At 30.7% G+C, this 17,872-nt stretch carries 17 protein-coding genes and 2 tRNA genes; all 19 read right to left on the bottom strand.

The window, feature by feature from the left end:
• Window positions 1-88: 88 nt before the first annotated feature.
• The 19 genes from Q0V24_RS03850 to spoVG all read right to left on the bottom strand — a co-directional run bounded on the left by Q0V24_RS03850 (window position 89) and on the right by spoVG (window position 17,760).
• Window positions 89-164: transfer RNA gene (locus Q0V24_RS03850), tRNA-Met, on the bottom strand.
• 9 nt (window positions 165-173) lie between these two features.
• Window positions 174-261, bottom strand: a tRNA-Leu gene (locus tag Q0V24_RS03845).
• 194 nt (window positions 262-455) lie between these two features.
• Window positions 456-962, bottom strand: coding sequence for a S1 RNA-binding domain-containing protein (locus tag Q0V24_RS03840; protein ID WP_297518801.1), 507 nt, complete (start codon window positions 960-962; stop codon window positions 456-458).
• Between the two features lie 76 nt (window positions 963-1,038).
• The gene (locus Q0V24_RS03835; RefSeq protein WP_297518800.1) at window positions 1,039-1,302 is read right to left on the bottom strand and encodes a septum formation initiator family protein; all 264 of its coding nucleotides are present in this window, start codon (window positions 1,300-1,302) and stop codon (window positions 1,039-1,041) included.
• 70 nt (window positions 1,303-1,372) lie between these two features.
• Window positions 1,373-1,750, bottom strand: coding sequence for a spore cortex biosynthesis protein YabQ (yabQ, locus tag Q0V24_RS03830; protein WP_297518799.1), 378 nt, complete (start codon window positions 1,748-1,750; stop codon window positions 1,373-1,375).
• 2 nt (window positions 1,751-1,752) lie between these two features.
• The gene (gene yabP / locus Q0V24_RS03825; RefSeq protein ID WP_297518798.1) at window positions 1,753-2,046 is read right to left on the bottom strand and encodes a sporulation protein YabP; all 294 of its coding nucleotides are present in this window, start codon (window positions 2,044-2,046) and stop codon (window positions 1,753-1,755) included.
• Window positions 2,047-2,152: 106 nt separating this feature from the next.
• Complete coding sequence (locus tag Q0V24_RS03820) at window positions 2,153-2,413, bottom strand: RNA-binding S4 domain-containing protein (protein WP_297518797.1); 261 nt, start codon at window positions 2,411-2,413, stop codon at window positions 2,153-2,155.
• 216 nt (window positions 2,414-2,629) lie between these two features.
• Complete coding sequence (locus tag Q0V24_RS03815) at window positions 2,630-2,905, bottom strand: HU family DNA-binding protein (protein ID WP_366938269.1); 276 nt, start codon at window positions 2,903-2,905, stop codon at window positions 2,630-2,632.
• A 180-nt stretch (window positions 2,906-3,085) separates the two neighbouring features.
• On the bottom strand, window positions 3,086-4,555 hold the full coding sequence (gene mazG, locus Q0V24_RS03810) for a nucleoside triphosphate pyrophosphohydrolase (protein WP_297518796.1): 1,470 nt from the start codon (window positions 4,553-4,555) through the stop codon (window positions 3,086-3,088).
• Window positions 4,556-4,671: 116 nt separating this feature from the next.
• Window positions 4,672-6,219, bottom strand: coding sequence for a polysaccharide biosynthesis protein (locus tag Q0V24_RS03805; RefSeq protein ID WP_297518795.1), 1,548 nt, complete (start codon window positions 6,217-6,219; stop codon window positions 4,672-4,674).
• Window positions 6,220-6,330: 111 nt separating this feature from the next.
• On the bottom strand, window positions 6,331-6,882 hold the full coding sequence (gene spoVT, locus Q0V24_RS03800; protein ID WP_297518794.1) for a stage V sporulation protein T: 552 nt from the start codon (window positions 6,880-6,882) through the stop codon (window positions 6,331-6,333).
• Window positions 6,883-7,106: 224 nt separating this feature from the next.
• Entirely contained in the window at window positions 7,107-8,240 is a 1,134-nt protein-coding gene (locus Q0V24_RS03795) for a SurA N-terminal domain-containing protein (protein WP_297518793.1), read from the bottom strand.
• Window positions 8,241-8,312: 72 nt separating this feature from the next.
• A complete protein-coding gene (gene mfd, locus Q0V24_RS03790; protein WP_297518802.1) occupies window positions 8,313-11,840 on the bottom strand; it encodes a transcription-repair coupling factor in 3,528 nt (1,175 codons plus the stop codon).
• Window positions 11,841-11,870: 30 nt separating this feature from the next.
• On the bottom strand, window positions 11,871-12,440 hold the full coding sequence (gene pth, locus Q0V24_RS03785; protein ID WP_297518792.1) for an aminoacyl-tRNA hydrolase: 570 nt from the start codon (window positions 12,438-12,440) through the stop codon (window positions 11,871-11,873).
• A gap of 106 nt (window positions 12,441-12,546) precedes the next feature.
• Window positions 12,547-13,998, bottom strand: a complete 1,452-nt coding sequence (locus Q0V24_RS03780; RefSeq protein ID WP_297518791.1) for a HAMP domain-containing sensor histidine kinase — start codon at window positions 13,996-13,998, stop codon at window positions 12,547-12,549.
• On the bottom strand, window positions 13,985-14,671 hold the full coding sequence (locus Q0V24_RS03775) for a response regulator transcription factor (RefSeq protein ID WP_297518790.1): 687 nt from the start codon (window positions 14,669-14,671) through the stop codon (window positions 13,985-13,987). The genes Q0V24_RS03780 and Q0V24_RS03775 overlap by 14 nt, the downstream gene beginning before the upstream one ends.
• A 225-nt stretch (window positions 14,672-14,896) precedes the next feature.
• Complete coding sequence (locus tag Q0V24_RS03770) at window positions 14,897-15,865, bottom strand: ribose-phosphate diphosphokinase (protein ID WP_297518789.1); 969 nt, start codon at window positions 15,863-15,865, stop codon at window positions 14,897-14,899.
• A 70-nt stretch (window positions 15,866-15,935) separates the two neighbouring features.
• Window positions 15,936-17,297, bottom strand: coding sequence for a bifunctional UDP-N-acetylglucosamine diphosphorylase/glucosamine-1-phosphate N-acetyltransferase GlmU (gene glmU, locus Q0V24_RS03765; RefSeq protein ID WP_297518788.1), 1,362 nt, complete (start codon window positions 17,295-17,297; stop codon window positions 15,936-15,938).
• A gap of 193 nt (window positions 17,298-17,490) precedes the next feature.
• Window positions 17,491-17,760 carry a septation regulator SpoVG gene (spoVG, locus tag Q0V24_RS03760; protein WP_297518787.1) on the bottom strand — a complete coding sequence of 90 codons (270 nt, stop codon included), beginning with the start codon at window positions 17,758-17,760 and terminating at the stop codon, window positions 17,491-17,493.
• Between the last annotated feature and the right edge of the window lie 112 nt (window positions 17,761-17,872).

The following is a 17,872-nucleotide window of genomic DNA, read 5'->3' as shown; positions in this document are numbered from 1 at the left end:
TTGAACCTGCGACCCTTCGGGTATGAACCGAATGCTCTAGCCAACTGAGCTATCCCGCCATGATGTATTAATTATTTATAAAGTTTTATGGTAGCGGGGGCAGGACTCGAACCTACGACCTTTGGGTTATGAGCCCAACGAGCTGCCAACTGCTCCACCCCGCGTTATTAAAATGGTGCCGAAGACCGGAATCGAACCGGTACGGTGTTAACCACCGCAGGATTTTAAGTCCTGTGCGTCTGCCAGTTCCGCCACTTCGGCACATCAATGTGCTTGTTATCTTAACGACAAGATTTATTATATATAATATATCCTATACTGTCAATGCTTTTTGAGAATTTTTTTTATAACTTTATACATTTTATTACTAAACCCTTTAACTAGGCTATTTAATAAATTAAAAAAAATTCGAAAATTCTATTGAATTTTCGAATTATAAAAATTTCTATGTTAAATTACATTCTTTTTTTAGATCTTGGTTCTTGATTTTTCTTCATATCAGAAAGTCTTTCTTCACTATCCTTCATAAACTTTGCCATTATATCTTCAAAGTTTTCAGTTTTAGGTTTATTACTTCTCATATTTCTATTTCTGTTATTGCTGTAGTTACCACCACCAGTATTACTGTTGTTATAACTACTTCTTTGATAACCTCTATCACCGTTGCTGCTGCTATTATTATCTTTTTTACTCCAGTCAACTTCTGCTGGTCTAGCTGTTTTTGGTTTTGGTGGCATAGCTTGCTTTATTGATAAGCTAATTTTACCTTTTTCATCTGTTCCTAAGACTTTAACTTTAACAACGTCATCTTCCTTTAGGTGCTCTCTTATATCTTTAACGAAAGATTCAGCGACTTCTGAAATATGCACAAGTCCTGTTTCTCCCCCTACCTCTACGAATGCCCCAAAGTTTGTTATGTTTACTATCTTACCTTCTAAAATGCTTCCTGTTTCTAAGGCCATGTTAAAAGAATCCTCCTTAAATTTAAATAAATGTGCGTTACTATTACTAATAACATTATATAATAACTGTTAACTTCTAATCAACAACTACTTGCTCTCCCTCTTTAATCATCCCAAGTCTTTCTCTTGCCATTCTTTCAATGTAAGAATCTGTCTTAGAATCATTAAATTCTTCTGTTAGCTCAATATTCTTTTGTTTTAAGTTTTTAAGTTCCTGTTCCACTTTTACTTTATTATCATTCAATTTCTTTTTAGTTATCTCTTGATTAATAAACGTAGTAGTAAACAGAACTCCTACTCCTAATAATGCTAAAGCTTTTGCATTAACCCTCATTTTCATAAACTCACCCCTTAGTCCTTCGACTATATGTCTATTTTAAACACTATAACCGACTTATTCAAGGAATTTATTATTTTTTAGCAAATATATTTTTTAAAATATACCTTATGTTTTTACTTGAAATTCTAATTACTCTATAAGTATTTCTAGCTATTGTATTTTCTAACTTAAAAATCCTTTTAGAAAAGACTAATAAATAAAATGCTAATCCAATTGAGATTATGATATAAACATAGGCACTTAAAAATCCATAATTAAAAACTAATAAAAAGACAAATACTATCATTGCAGTTAATATCCAAAATAAAGTATCTTGAATCATTAATATTATTTTTGAAGAATTAAATCCTCTAACAAGTCTATATCCATCAAAAAGCAGACCAATCAAAATCCCAGCAAAAAAAGAAATTATTACTATATTAAATTGAACTCCTAAAGGTAATATCATTGCTATTCCCCTTTAAATCCAAATAATTTTCTTTTCTTTTTCATCTTTTTACAATATATAATTGTAAAAATACATCCTGTTATCACAACATCACCATTTTGAACATCAAGTTTATTAACTTTAAGATTTTCACCCGTGATATTAAGACCTCCAAGTGTTGTATTTAGATTAATTTGTTGGTCATCAAAGCTTATAACTTCTAATACACCTGTTACTAATAATTTTTTTCTATTTTCTAATGATATACTGCTGCTTTTATTACTTTCTATTATGCTATGCTTTTCTTTATTATCCATAGCTCTTCCCCCCATTTCAAATAACTACATTAAACCTAAGCAAGGCCTAACTTATACTAAAAATATATGTTATTAAAATAGGGTTTATGTTCTATTTCAAATTTATCTATTCTTTATCTTCTTCGCCTTCTAATATTTCATACATATGCTTAGCATCTTCTTTTCTAACATGCTCCGCAATGTTTATTATTCTAGCTTTTAATGTTCTATTCCCAAATAAAATTTCAATAACATCCCCATCACTTATTCTTGTTGATGGTTTTGCAACTTTATCATTTATTTTTACTCTGTCACCCTCACATGCTTCTTTAGCAACAGTTCTTCTTTTGATTATTCTTGAAACTTTTAAATACTTATCTAATCTCATAACGCTATTTCTCCTATTTTTCAATTTATTTTATTAATTATATGGATAAATGCTAAGAGATACCTCTATTAAAATTTTTATCATTTGCTAAGAAGCAATTCAATTACTTCTACAAAATACATTCTACCCTTTTTTGTAAGTTATAAAACAAATTATACTAATTTTTTATAGATAAAAAACCCGAGAAAACTCGGGTTTTACTGTGAAGTAATAAAATTATTTATTAACTCTTTCTTTGAACTCTTTACCTGCTTTGAAAACTGGTGCTTTTGAAGCTGGTATTTGAATAACTTCTTTAGTTCTAGGGTTTCTACCCTCTCTAGCTGCTCTTTCTCTTGTTTCGAATGTTCCAAATCCAACTAATTGAACTTTGTCTCCACCCTCAAGAGCTTCTTGAACGCTTTCTATGAAAGATTTTAATGCCATTTCAGCATCTTTCTTTGTTAAATTACTTTTTTCAGCCATGCTTGCGATTAATTCTGCTTTATTCACTTTTACATCCTCCTTGAATTGAGTAATTTACTCATTAAGTATCTCACTGCAATTTTATACTGCAATATATATTATAATATTATATATTTACCCATTTGTATAGTACCTAAACTGCTATTTTACACTATTTAGTCAACTTTTTTGATATTCCGCTTATCTTTTTGCCAACATATGGAAAAGTTAATATATGCTAGTATTTTCATTTTTTAGTTTTTTCACTTCATCCCATAGTTCATCCATTTCCTCTAAAGTCAGATCTTTTAAATTCTGACCTTTTGAAATTGCTGTCTTTTCTATAAATGAAAATCTATCAACAAATTTAGATACTGTTTTTTCTAATGCTTCTTCGCAGTCTACTGATAACATTCTTCCCACATTAACTGCAGAGAATATTAAATCACCGACTTCCTCTTCTATTCTTGACCGTTTATCTAACTTATATACATCTTTTATTTCATTTAACTCTTCAACTACCTTATCCATAGCTAATTCTACACCTTCAAAATCAAATCCAACCCTTGCAGCTCTCTTTTGAATTTTTGCTGCTCTAATAAGTCCTGGAAGAGCTTTAGCCACTGCATTCATCTCATCTGTAGTAGTATTAAACCCTTTTTCTTTTTTCTTAGTGTCATCCCAACTCTCTAAAACATCATTAACTGTTTTAGCCTTAGCATCTCTAAAAACATGCGGATGTCTAAATATCATTTTTGTACAAATCCCACTTATAACATCATTTATAGTAAAATCTCCATCTTGCTTTCCAATAGAACTATGAAATACGACATGTAAAAGCAAATCTCCAAGTTCCTCTTCAAGTCCAACAATATCATCGCTTTCAATAGCATCAATAACCTCATAAGATTCCTCAAGCAAATCTCTTTTTATACTATCATGTGTTTGAGCCATATCCCAAGGACAGCCATTCTCTCCTCTTAAAGTATCTATAATCTCTAATAAATCATAAAAATCATACTTATTATCTAAATCTTTTTTCACATAGACGTATGTTGTATGGTCTAAATCTTCTTGCCAATCAAGTTCAAACAAAGGCATTTCTCTATTGAGAAACTCACCCGAATTCATATCAAGCTTTATGTAATTAATCATAGTTTCATCATCAAAAACCTCTAAAAGTTTAAGCTTAACCTCAGATGCAATTAAATTATTATAAACTTGAGTTATAAATATATCATCTCTTTTATTAATTATTTTCACCTTTATATCAAAAGCATCTAAAACTTTAAATCCTTCACTAGCATCCACCTCAAGCTTTTCCATAGCTAAATCTATAAAGCTTGTAGCTGGCAAAATCTCATACTCTATCTTTTGCCTCTTACACTTCTCTATAAGATTAGTTACTGAACCTTCTGCAACCAAAGGATGTCCTGGAACTGCATAAACTACATCTCCAAACTCTAACTCTTTTTGTACTATATCATCTGCAATAAACTCATATAAAGTTTTAAACAAATCAGTTGTATTATATTTTTCATCATAAGTTTTGAACTCTACACCCTCCTCTTTTAATGCCTTTGCAGTAGGATATTCACCTGTTCTAATATAAATATTTTTACTTTCTTTCAAAGTTTTATAAGCTTTTACTGTAAGCGAATCAATACTTCCTGTACCAAGTCCTATTATTTTTATCATTACAAAACCTCCATTTCTCTTTTGCATCTAACTAAAATATACTAAAACAAAAAAGATATTTCCATAGTTTGCAACTTTTAAATCACATCTTTATAGAAATATCTTTATATTTCATTCTATCTTTTCCCTATTCTATCCGTAACTTTCCCCTTAATATACTCATAATCAAATATCTTAAAAACAAATGCTAGTATTACATATACAATCCCACCAAGTGCAATAGACATCATACAAGTAACTGAAACTATTTTGATTATATCTATAGCAATAAGAAAACTTCCAAGTGCAACAATCATCATTATAAGGCTCGCTAGAAGAGGTTTAAATAATATCTCTCCCCAACTAACCCTAAAGCGTGTATGGTACTTTAAATAAGCCATATTTAATATAGCCATAAGACTATATGCTACAATACTTGAAATAACTGCCCCCTCTATATTAAATTCCTTTATTGCTACAAGCTTATAAGTTAAAATCACCTTTAAAATTGAACAACCAACAGTTGTAAAAACTGGAAACTTCATCTTACCAAGCCCCTGAAGAATCGCAGTCGTAATCTGACTCATAACCAAAAATGGAATAGTAATTGATAAATATTTTAAAATATCAGCACCACCATCATTTCCTGGAAATAAAGTTGCCATTATAGGCTCTGCTAAAAAGAACATCCCAAAAGTACAAGGAAGTGCTATTACAAAACAAGCCTTAAATGACATCCCTATATTATTACTAAGTTCTTTTAAGTTATTTAAAGCTCTGCTAGATGCAATAACAGGAATTAAAGCACTACCTATCGCAATTGATAGTGTAAGTGGAATATGAGTAAGTGTCATTGCTTTTCCTGTAAACTGTGAAAATAAAATTGTTGCCTCACTTTGAGTATAACCTGCCTCTAAAAGTTGTTTTGGAACTATACTTGTTTCAATGAAACCAATAACACTTATAATTACCGCCCCAATAGCTATAGGTGTCGCTGTCATTATTATTGACTTAACCAATTTTCTAGTTGGCGTTACACTTTTTTTAATATGTTTTGGTCTTACCATCATAAATTTAAAAACCAAATAAATTGATGCTAAAGCTCCACCAAGAGAAGCTCCAATAACTGCGCCTGCTGCTGCAAACTCTATTCCTTTTGGTAAAAACAAAACTGCCAGTCCTACTCCAAAAACAACTCTTCCAAGTTGTTCTAAGAACTGTGATATAGCCGTTGCATTCATATTTTGATAACCTTGAAAATACCCTCTTATAGGATTAATTATAGCTACAAATATAGGTGCTATACTAATCCCCATAACACAATAAACAACCTTTGGGTCCCATCCAAATGCCTTTATCAAAAGATCTTTAAAAAGAAAAATTACTATCCCTGCAATAATAGCAAGCACTACTAATATCTTTGTGCTTATTGTCACAAGACTAACATTATCCGCCTCTTTCCCAGTACCATTATTCTCTGAAATAATTTTAGATAATGCTATAGGGATTCCACTTGCAATAGCTATAAATATTGCAAATATAGGAAATGCTAGTTGATAATACCCCATTCCCTCATCACCTATCATTTGAATTAATGGGAACCTGAAAAACAGTCCTAAAAACTTGCTTACAATTCCCATAGCCGCAAGTATAAGTCCACCCTGTATAAAGGTTTGTTTTTTCATAAAAAAATACCTCCAATTTTAAATCCTAACTATTAATTAGTATTTTAAAATTAAAGGTATTATTACTAAATTTATGTATACCTGATAATTTACATATATTTTTACTGTAAATTACTGTTCCATTTGTTTCCCAAGGAAAGCTGCTGCAGTTTCTACAAGTTTTTTCTCTACATCACCAAAAGCTTTTGCATCTTTTGAAAACATAATAACTGTCCCTATAGCATCACCCTCTGAAATAATTGGTGCAACTGCTTGTGCTGTATATTTATCTTCTGTATGGTCATCTTGGAATAAAGGTTCAACCTTTGCACCACTTCCACCTAATAATACAACTTTTCTATTATCCATAATTCTTTCAAGTTCATCACTAATCTTTTTATCAACATAATCTTTTTTTGCAACTCCACCAACAGAAATGAACATATCGTTATCTGAAATAACAACCTGATGTCCTGTTGCTTGATTTAAAGCTTCAGCATACTCTTTTGAGAAGTCTGTTAATTCTCCTATAGGTGAATACTTTTTAAGAATTACTCCACCCTCTCTATCTGTGAATATCTCTAAAGGATCCCCTTCTCTAATTCTAAGAGTTCTTCTTATTTCTTTTGGTATAACCACTCTTCCTAAATCATCAATACGTCTTACAATTCCTGTTGCTTTCATAATATATCAAATGCCTCCTCGATGTTGTTTCTATTTAATTCTTCAGTACTAGTATTTTGCATATTTGAAATTTTATACACATTGGTTATATTTATCTTCAATTATTTTTAAATGAGTATTAATAAAAATTTTTATAATTCCTCTTTAAATAGCTATTTAAGGGAATTTAAGCAAAAAAATAAGCCCTTTGAAAATTCAAAGGGCTTATCTTAAATATATTTAAATTAGTTTGCTGTTTGACCACCTTGTGTTGTTGAAGGAGTTGGCACTGCATAGTTTAACTTACTTGTATAAACTTCTCCACCAGCTGCTTTTTCCCACTCAGTAATTTTAGGCTGAACTACTTTTGATTCTTGTTGTTGTGTCATAGTTTTAATTATAGTTGCTTTTTCATCATCAAATGACTTATAAGTAGCTGTTGGAACTACTGATGCTGCAAATGCAAAGTTATATACATTGTATGGCTTACCATCTTGTCCTGTACCTTGACTATTTACAACCTCTGAAAGGTCTCCAGCTTTCTTTAAGCTATCAACAGCTGCTGCGAATGCAGGAACTACTGATTTTGAGTTATAATCGATAAATCCAAGTTTACCTTTAGTTTCTTTTGTTCCATCTGTATTATTAGCTGTTGCTATTTTTTCAAATACTGCTAATTTTTGATTAACATCTGTCATACCTTTAGTTTCTGCAAGGTATTGAGTTCTTAACTTATCGGCTTCTTCTTTTGAACCTACAACTACTTGATAAACTTCAGCTCCTGCTGCTTTATCAACATATTGAGTTTTATTTTCATTGTAGTAAGATTGAGCGTCTGCATCAGTTATTTTTGGTAAGTCTTTAGTTAACTTCTCAATAAGTAACTGCTGTGCAAGTTGCGGTACTATTTGTGCTTTTAATGTAGCCTCTGTAAGTCCTGATTGTTTTAATGCTGCATTAAAGTTTTCCATACCTTTAGTTTTATCACCCTTAGCATTTGTAATAAATCTATCAATTTCACCTTGATAAGCTTTATCTATTTCAGCTTGTGTTGGAACAATCTTTTGCTCTTTAATTTGATTTTCAAAAACCTTCTCTGTCATTACACCGTTAACGGCTTGTTCTCTAGCTTTTACTATCATTTCTTTTGCTTGTGGATTATCCATAGGATTTCCTTGAACTTGTTGTGAAATCATTCCATATATCTGTTGCATTCTTGGTTCGATTTGTGAAACAGTTATGTCTGTCCCAAATATCTTACCTATAGCCATATTTTGTACTGCCTCTGGCGTCTTCTTTACCATTCCAGCGCTGATAGCAACTCCCGCTACTACTGCAATTATCACTGCAATACCAACAATTCTCTTAATATTTTTCATTATTCTACCTCTCTTCTTTTTTACTTAACATAGTTATTCATAAGTATATCAATATTTATATTTTTTTTCAATTTACTTTTTATTTTTAAACTTCCTTGAAACTAAGTCATCAAGCAAATCTTTAAAGATATTTGTTAGTTCATCCTTTTTTTCTTCAACAAATCTATATGAAAAACTTGGCTTATCTCCAAACTTCAATAAAGTATTACTTTTATATTTTTTAAGAACCTGTGCAAATATCTTTTTATCAGTTCGCTCTCTGCTTTGGAACTCAAATATAATCTCACCCTTACGTTCCTTAACCTCTTCTATATCAAGCATCTTAGCTTTACTTTTTATATAAGCTATATCCATAAGATTTAGAACCGGCTTTGGAATACCTGCATATCTATCTTCAAGTTCTTCTTTAACATAATTATAATCTTCTTCACTCTCAATAGCTGCAATTTTCTTATAAACTTCAATTTTTTGAATTTCATTTTCTATATAACTAGATGGTATATATGCATCTAGTTTAATATCAACTGTTGTTTCAACAGGCTCTTTATCTATCTCACCTTTAATAAGCTTTACAGTGTCCTCGAGCATTCTACAATAAAGGTCATACCCAACACTCGCCATATGTCCATGTTGTGATGAACCCATCATACTACCAGCCCCTCTAATCTCAAGGTCTCTCATAGCAATTTTAAACCCTGAACCAAGCTCTGTAAAATCTTTTAAAGCTTTTAATCTCTTCTCTGCAACCTCAGTTAAGACCTTATCTTTCTTATAAACAAAATAAGCATAAGCAATTCTATTACTTCTTCCAACTCGCCCTCTCAATTGATAAAGCTGCGAAAGTCCCATCTTATCTGAATCATAAACTATAAGAGTATTAACATTTGGCATATCAATTCCTGTTTCAATAATAGATGTACAAACTAAAACATCTGCTTCCTTATTCATAAAAGCAACAAGTTCTTTTTCAAGTTCTTTCTCAGTCATTTGTCCATGTATAACTCTTGGAGTACATTCTGGGACAAGCTCCTTAATATAAGCTGCCATAGCCTGAATACTCTCAACCCTATTATAAACAAGGAATACTTGCCCACCTCTATTAATTTCTCTTAGCACAGCATCTCTTATAAGCTGGTCATTTTGTTCTACCACATAAGTCTGAATAGGATGTCTATCCTCTGGTGGAGTTTCTATAACAGAAATATCCCTAACCCCTGTAAGTGACATATGAAGCGTCCTTGGGATAGGTGTCGCACTTAAAGTTAAAACATCAACATTCTTTTTAACATTTTTAATTTTCTCTTTTTGTGTAACTCCAAATCTTTGTTCTTCATCAACAATTAAAAGACCTAAATCTTTAAATCCAATATCTTTTGAAACAAGTCTATGTGTCCCAATTAAAATATCAACATTTCCTTCTTTTAAAGCTTGAAGAGTTTTATTTTGCTCTTTCTTTGTTTTAAATCTACTAATAACATCAACCTTAACAGGGAAACTAGCAAACCTCTTTATAAATGTACTATAATGCTGGTCTGCAAGGATAGTAGTCGGAACTAAGAATGCAACCTGCTTTCCTTCCATAATAGCCTTAAAAGCCGCTCTTACAGCAACTTCTGTCTTACCATACCCGACATCACCACATAAAAGCCTATCCATAGGCTTATCTGACTCCATATCAGATTTAATCTCCTCAAGGGAAGTTAACTGGTCTGGAGTTTCATTATAAGGGAATTCATCTTCAAATTGCTTTTGCCAAGTAGTATCCTTTCCAAACTTATAACCTTTAACAGTTCTTCTAGCAGCATAAAGTTTAACTAACTCCTCAGCAATATCATTAATTGATTTTCTTGCCTTAGCCTTAGCCTTTTGCCACTCAAGACCTCCAAGCTTATTAACCTTTGGTGATTTACCCTCTGAACCAACATATTTTTGAACTAAATCAAGTTGTTCAACAGGAACATAAAGCTTATCACCCTTTTGGTATTCAATATCAAGGTAATCTCTTTTATTACCACTAACATCAATCTGCTTCATTCCTTTATAAACACCTATACCACTATTAACATGAACAACATAATCTCCAGGTTTAAGGTCACCAAAACTTTTTATCTTAGCCATACCCTTTTGATTTTTAGCTCTCTTTTTAGTTTTTCTTTTTCCCTCACCAAAAGCATCCTTATCTGAAATAACACAGACTTTTAAATCTGTAAAATCAAATCCATTGCTTTGGTTTCCAAAAGTAACAATAACAGCAGCACTCTTAATATCATCAATAGAATCAGTATAAGTACACTCAATATCTTTATCTCTTAAAGCCTCAACAAGTCTTTCCCCTCTAGGTCTTGTACCTGCAAGTATAACAGTTTTATAACCATTATCTTTCTTACTTCTAATCTCATCAACTAAAAGATCAAAATTACCTTGATACCTTGGAAGCGTAATCTGTTTAAACTCAAATTTTTCTCTACTTCTTAAAAACTTGAGATTTTTCTCTAAAGCATTAAATAGAATATAATCATTTGCTAAAAATTCTTTCTCTATTTCACTTTCTCTAAGAAGAAGCTTATTTTGACTAGGAAGTATATCTCCTCTTTCTAAAAATGCTTTGTAGTTCTCCTCAAATTCAAAAAGAACACTATCAATCTTGCCCTTACATCTTTCTGACTCATCAATCACATAAAGATAATCATCTAGATAATCAAATAAACTTGATGATTTTTCAAATAGAAAAGGTATATAACTCTCTATTGTTTCAAAACTCCAAGTTTCCTTTAAATTTTCTAAATTTTTATTTACTGTACTATTTATCTTTGATAAAATTTCTTCTTTATCAGTATTTTTATCATTAAATTCTGCAAGCTCTTTTTTTATTGAACTCGCAGCCCTATCTAATATTTCTTTATCCAATATAATCTCTTTTGCAGGGAATATATTAGCTACATCTTTTTGTTCTATACTTCTTTGTGAATCAGTATTAAATGTCCTTATAGAATCAACCTCATCACCAAATAGCTCTATCCTAAAAGGCAAAACATTACAAGGAGGGTATACATCAAGTATACCCCCTCTTAAAGCAAATTCACCTTTACCTTCTACAACAGTAACTCTTTCATATCCAGACTCTACAAGCTTTTGAACAATCTCATTCATATCAACTTCTTCTTGAATTGAAACTGTAAAACTATACTTTTTATAAAGCTCAATAGGTGTGTAGTATGAAACAAATGACTCGATTGATGTTACTATTATTTTCTTATCTTTATTCTCTAAAACTTCTTTTATAACTTTTAATCTGGCCCATCTTAAATCTCCAGAAACAGCATCTATATTATAAAAAACTATCTCCTTTGTTGGTAGATAATGTACGTCTAAAGTATATAGACTTAAATCATCATATAAGTCCTTAGCCTCCATGTCACTACTAGTAACTATAACCATAGACCTATCTTCTCGCTCAAAAATAGAACTTATAAAATAAGCCCTTCCCGAATCACTAAGACCATTAACTTCTAAAGGAAACTCTTTATCAGAAATTGCTTTATCTAATAATCCAAATTTCTCATTCTCTAATAATGGATATATCAACCCATCTAATCTCATCATTTAGCACCCCACTTATAAAATAACGATTTATCTCTCAACATGAACCCCATTAAACTTATTCATAGCTCCATTCACATCTGTTTTAAGCAATTCTATAACAGCCTCTGCAACAATAGGTTTAACCTTGTTTATATGCTCTAAATCTACTGGTGGAAACTTTCCTAAAACATGTGAAACTAAATTATGTTCAGGTGCACCAACACCAACTTTAAATCTTGGAAAAACATCCCCACCAAAGTTTTGGATTATGCTCTTTATTCCATTATGTCCACCAGCACTACCTTTTTCTCTAATTCTAAGTCTACCAATTTCAAGACTTATATCATCATATATAATTGCCACATTCTCTGGCTTTAATTTATAAAATTTCATAAACTGAATTATACTATCACCACTAAGATTCATAAATGTTTGTGGCTTTATTAAAATAACCTTTTGACCTTCTATATTTCCCTCGCCATAACTACCTTTAAATTTTGTCCTATTTATATCAATGCTATACTTAGTTGCAATGTAATCTATCATTTCAAATCCTATATTATGTCTTGTTCTATCATATTCCTTCCCAGGGTTTCCTAGTCCTACTATTAAAAACATTTTCATATCCTCCATCCAATAAAATCTAATATAAATTATACCAATAATCTTTATTTATGTATAATAAAAAACTCGTTGCTTTAAATAAACAACAAGTCTTTTACTATTAATCTTCTTCTATTTGTCCATGCTTTACATCATCCCATTTATCAAGAGTGAATTCAAACACAACACCATTCGCATCATCTGAGTTTTTACACCAAATTTCTTGCTTATGGTTAGTTATTATATTCATAACTATTGATAAACCAAGTCCTGTACTATACTTATTAGTTCTTGATTTATCTGCTTTATAGAATCTATCCCAAACCATTCTAAGTTGATCTTCAGTTAGCTGCGGACTATCATTATAAATAGATATTATAACTTTATCAGCCTTACACTTTGAAGAAATCTTAATATTTCCACCTTCAATACAATACTTAATTGCATTATCAGTTAAATTAGTTGCAACCTGCATAAGTTTATCCTTATCAGCATTAACCATTGGTTCTTCAGAATCTAAATTTATTTCTACAGATAAGTTTTTATCAGTTACTTTTGGCTCTAGATTTATAACAGCCGTTCTAATCATTTCATTTATATTTACTTTAGAAAAATTAAAAGTAAGTTTTCCAGCTTGCATTGCTGATATATCTAAAAGATCACTTATAAGTCTAGTAAGTCTTTCTATTTCATCAGAAACCTTTGCTAAATAAAAATGTTCTTTATCTGGTGGAATAATTCCATCAAGTATACCTGCTATAAAACCTTTTATTGATGTCATAGGAGATCTAAGTTCATGTGAAACATTAGAGATAAACTCTCTTCTGTTTTGCTCAAGCTTTTCAATAGCATCTGCCATATTATTAAAGTTATTTGCAAGTTCCCCTAGTTCATCATTAGAATCAATTTTAACCCGCTCAGAAACCTTCCCCTTAGCAATTTTTCTTGATACTTCATTAACCTGTTCTATAGGATTTATTATGAATTTATCAGAAACTGCATATATAACAATACTTAGTATAATAAGTGTTAATATAACAAAAAACCATATAATAGAATAAATTTGCTTTAATGCAAGTTTCATTTGGTCAAGAGGTGTCTTAACTATAATTACCCCTTCAAATTCTTTTTTGGTATTATATAACTTTTTACTATACACATTAAAATCACCATTATCATAATCTAAGTCATCATTAGTCAATATATCTTTTCCATCTAAATGAACAATTTTTTGAAGTTTATATCCATTATCATTTTTATTAGATACTGCAAATACAACTCCCTGACTATCAGTTAAAATTATGTCCGCATTTAAGAATTCCTGTCCAAACTGTAAAACAGCATTAAGCTGTTGAAGGTTTGTCCCCGCACTACTTGTATAAGCGTTTACAGATTGCTTTATAAGTCCTGAAACTTCCTGAATCTTTTCAACTCTATTATTATAGTAGTAATCCTTAACAGTTGCAGATAGTATAAAGGCAATTATAGCAAAAATACATCCTACAATTGCCATTACACTTAGCAGTAATTTAGGTACTAAGCTATGATTCTTAAACTTTTTATTTAGTTTCAAATTTGTAGCCTACTCCCCAAACTGTTTCTAACTGCCAATTATCTCCCTTATTTAACTTTTCTCTTAATCTTTTTATGTGAACGTCTACTGTTCTTGAGTCACCTGGGTAATCATATCCCCATACTTCACAAAGAAGTTGTTCTCTAGTAAACACCTTATTCTTATTGTTTGCTAAATAATATAATAATTCAAATTCTTTAGGTGGCATTTTAACTTCTTGCTCTCTAAATGTAACCTTATATGAATTAGTATCTACAATTAGTGAAGGAAATGTTAATACATCCTCATCAGTTTTATCAACTGAATATCTTCTCATAACTGCTTTAACTCTAGCCATAACTTCTTTAGGCTCAAATGGTTTTACAATATAATCATCAGCACCAATTTCTAATGCTAATACTTTATCAAAAACTTCCCCTTTAGCTGTAAGCATTACTACTGGTGTATTTCCTTCTCTTCTGATCCACTTTAAAACTTCAACCCCATCTATACCTGGTAACATAACATCAAGTAAAACTAAATTTGGTTTATAAGTTGAAAATACTTCTTCTGCTGACTTACCATCATTAACTACTTTAACATCATAATTTGCACTTTCTAAATACATTTTTAGAACTTGGCATATATTCTCATCATCATCTACTACTAAAATCTTTCCTATTAAACCATCCATTTTATCTACACACTCCTAATCTAATTTAAACAATCTATATTGTTCATATTTGTAACTATTTTGTATATTATTTTAACATAAATCATATTTTTCTTATTATACCACAAATTTCATCAAATTTGTTATTTAAAAAAACACCTAAAAAGTTAAAACTTACTAGGTGTTTTGAAAATTTAATTCAATTTTCTTTAATTAAATTATAATTTGATAAAATCACATTATAATTTAGCTAAATTCTTCAAATAATCTACTTAATGGTTCATCATCATATATTCTCTCAATTGCGTTTGCAAGCAATGGTGCAACTGATAATGACTTAAACTTTTCTAAGCCATCTCTATTTGGTAATTTAACTGTATTAAGCATAACTAACTCTTCTATTGCAGAGTTATTTATTCTCTCAATTGCTGGTCCTGAAAGAACTCCATGAGTACAACAAGCATATACATTTTTAGCACCTAGATCTTTTAAGGCATTAGCTGCATTTGTTATAGTACCTGCTGTGTCTATCATGTCATCTATTAATATACAAATCTTTCCATTAATATCACCTATGATATTCATGATTTCTGAAACGTTAGCTTTTGGTCTTCTTTTATCAATAATAGCTATTGGCGCATGTAATTTATCAGCAAACTTTCTAGCTCTTGTAACAGAACCAAGGTCTGGTGAAACTACAACTACATCATCTCTATCAGCAAGTTTCATTTCGTTAACAAAGTAATTTGCAAGTATTGGTGAACCTAACATATGATCTACAGGAATATCGAAATATCCTTGTATCTGAGCAGCATGTAAATCCATTGTCAGAACTCTATCAGCTCCTGCAGCTGTTAATAAATCTGCTACTAATTTAGCTGTTATTGGATCTCTTGATTTTGCCTTTCTATCTTGTCTTGCATAACCATAATATGGTATAACTGCTGTTATTCTTCCTGCTGAAGCTCTTTTAAAAGCATCAATCATTATTAATAACTCCATAAGGTTATTATTAACTGGATTACATGTTGATTGAACGATAAATACGTCACAACCTCTTACAGTTTCATTAATATCCACTGATATTTCTCCATCACTAAAAGTACCTACACTTGATTTCCCTAAAGGTAATCCTAATATGTCTGCTATTCTCTGAGCTAACTCTGGATGCGAGTTACCAGTAAAAATCTTGATATTCTTTAACTGATTTTCCATTGTCGTGAAGACCTCCTTAAAATAATCCCATTTTACATTTGTATATATATATATTTAATAAAAAGAATTTTTATTTTCTTTTTCTATTAACCCAACCTTCGATATTTGTTTGTCTAGCTCTTGCTATTGCAAGTGATCCCTCTTTAACAGTATCTGTTATAGTTGACCCTGCAGCAATATAACTATTATCTTCTACCTTAACTGGTGAAACTAAGTTAGTATTACATCCTATAAATGCATTATCTCCAACTATTGTTTTATTTTTGTTCTTTCCATCATAGTTAACAACAACTGTACCACAGCCAAAGTTACAACTTTCGCCAACCTGTGCATCACCTATATAAGTTAAGTGAGATACTTTTGTATTATTCCCTATAGTTGATTTCTTTATTTCAACAAAATCACCAATTTTAACATGATTTCCTATGTTTGAATCAGGTCTTACATAAGCAAATGGACCTACTGTTGTATTATCTCCAATTTTACTATTCACAATAACTGAACTTTCAATTGTAGTTTCATTTCCAACAACTGCATTACTTAATCTTGAATTAGAGTAAATTATACAATCTTCACCAATAATAGTTTTTCCTTCTAAAACAGTATTAGGGTAGATTATTGTATCCTGACCTATTTCAACATTTTCTGCAATATAAGTAGAATTCTCATCTATTAGTGTAACTCCATTATCTAAATGCTTTCTGTTGATTCTTTTTCTTAAAATCCCCTCAACAATTGATAATTCTGCTCTTGAATTAACTCCTATAGTTTCTTCAAAATCAGTAATCATAGCACCTACTTTTTTACCTTCTGATTTTAAAATACCAATGACATCAGTTAAATAATATTCACCTTGTACATTGTTATTTGATAATTTATCAAGTGCAGATAAAAGACTTTCTATATCGAAACAATACATTCCTGCATTAATTTCTTTAACTTCAAGCTCAACAACTGAACAATCCTTATGCTCTACAATTCTATCTACTTCAGCATTTTCTCTTATGATTCTTCCATAACCTGTTGGAACCTTTATAACTGAAGTTAAAAGAGTAGCAAAATTCTTTTCATTGATATGAGTTTCTATTAAACTTCTTACAGTCGCCTCTTTTATTAAAGGAGCATCTCCTGTAAATATAGCAACAACACCGGACTTTCCTTTTAAAAAGTCTTTTGTACATATGACTGCATGTCCTGTCCCTAATTGTTCTTCTTGTAATGAATAAGAAACATTTCTTGAAGCTGTTCTCTCTTTTACAAGTTCAGCACCTTTCCCTATAATCACATTAACCTCATCTAGTTCAGCAGCTCTCATAGTATCAATAACATGGTTAACCATCTCTTTACCACAAACCTTGTGAAGAACCTTTGGAAGTCTTGATTTAATTCTAGTTCCTTGTCCTGCTGCTAATATTATAGCACATTTATTCATATTTTCACCTCTTTAATTATCCGAATCAGCAAATAGTATAACCTAATTATTTTTATTTACAATTTGTTTTCATTCGTATTCTATAATAATTATATTTTAAAGCCCATTTTATTTCAAGACAGAAAGGGTTATTTAAATATTAATTTTACAAAAAAAAATAAAAGGAAGCAAAGCTTCCTTTTATTTTTCTACCCTATACTTCTTCAGTACTTATAACTTTTTCATATTCACCAAGAATAGCTTGTTGAATTTTCTCTCTCGTATCCGTATTAATTGGATGTGCTATATCCTTGAATTCACCATCTGGTGTCTTCCTACTTGGCATAGCTATAAATAACCCTGTTTGACCTTCTATAACTTTGATATCATGAACAACAAATTCACTATCAAAAGTTACTGATACGATAGCCTTCATTTTTCCTTCAGCCGCTATCTTTCTGATTCTTACATCTGTAATTTGCATATTGACCACACCTCCAGTTGTTATGTTAATATATAAATTCTATATAAATTCCTAAAATCCTCCTTTTTATTGAAAATTCTTGAATTTTTTTACAAATTTACACATTCACTTT

Source organism: uncultured Clostridium sp. (assembly GCF_947039605.1).
In the GTDB taxonomy this organism is placed as follows: Bacteria; Bacillota; Clostridia; order Clostridiales; family Clostridiaceae; genus Sarcina.
Note: the sequence above shows the minus strand (reverse complement) of the source record. Positions and strands in the feature narration are given on the sequence as shown.